The sequence below is a fragment of the Candidatus Hydrogenedentota bacterium genome (assembly GCA_016791475.1).
GTDB lineage: Bacteria > Hydrogenedentota > Hydrogenedentia > Hydrogenedentales > JAEUWI01 > JAEUWI01.
In genome coordinates this window covers 1-746 of the sequence record JAEUWI010000206.1, presented here as the reverse complement: position 1 = coordinate 746, position 746 = coordinate 1, and the positions used below count along the sequence as shown (strand labels likewise).

At 55.5% G+C, this 746-nt stretch carries 2 protein-coding genes; both read left to right on the top strand.

Going from position 1 to position 746, the window contains the following annotated elements; translation table 11 throughout:
• The coding region (locus tag JNK74_28730; protein MBL7650170.1) for a phosphoribosylanthranilate isomerase at nt 1-117 on the top strand (117 nt) is incomplete at its 5' end.
• On the top strand, nt 114-746 hold a 633-nt coding region (locus tag JNK74_28725; protein MBL7650169.1), incomplete at its 3' end, for a pyridoxal-phosphate dependent enzyme. The genes JNK74_28730 and JNK74_28725, both read left to right, overlap by 4 nt.

The following is a 746-nucleotide window of genomic DNA, read 5'->3' as shown; positions in this document are numbered from 1 at the left end:
GCCGTTTCCCTGCTCAGGCCATTTGCCGTCGATGTTGCGAGCGGGGTTGAATCGTCGCCGGGGATAAAAGATCCGAAATGGGTCGAGTCATTCATTCGAATTGCGAAACAAGCATGACCAGTTACGAACCAAACGATCGAGGTTATTGGGGTGAGTTCGGCGGGCGATTTGTTCCGGAAACGCTGGTCGCACCGCTGGATGAGCTGACCGAGTCCTTTTTTGCATACCGCGATGATGCCGCCTTTCGCGCGGAATTTGATGAACTGCTCAGAGATTTTGTCGGCAGGCCGACACCTCTATATTTCGCTGAACGGTTGACCGAGGTCCTGGGCGGTGCTCGGGTCTACCTGAAACGTGAGGATCTGAACCACACGGGCGCCCACAAGATTAATAACTGCATCGGTCAGATACTTCTGGCACGACGGATGGGCAAAACGCGGATCGTCGCAGAGACCGGCGCTGGCCAGCACGGCGTTGCCACGGCGACGGTCTGTGCCCATTTTGGGCTTGCTTGTGTCGTTTATATGGGCACTGAAGACATGCGTCGGCAGGAACTGAATGTCTTCCGCATGCGCTTGCTCGGAGCCGAGGTCCGAGGGGTTGATTCAGGATCAAGGACGCTGAAGGATGCTATCAACGAGGCACTTCGAGATTGGGTCACCAATGTCGCCGACACATATTACTTGCTCGGTTCGGCACTCGGCCCGCATCCGTATCCGTTAATGGTTCGTGAATTTCAGAGCATC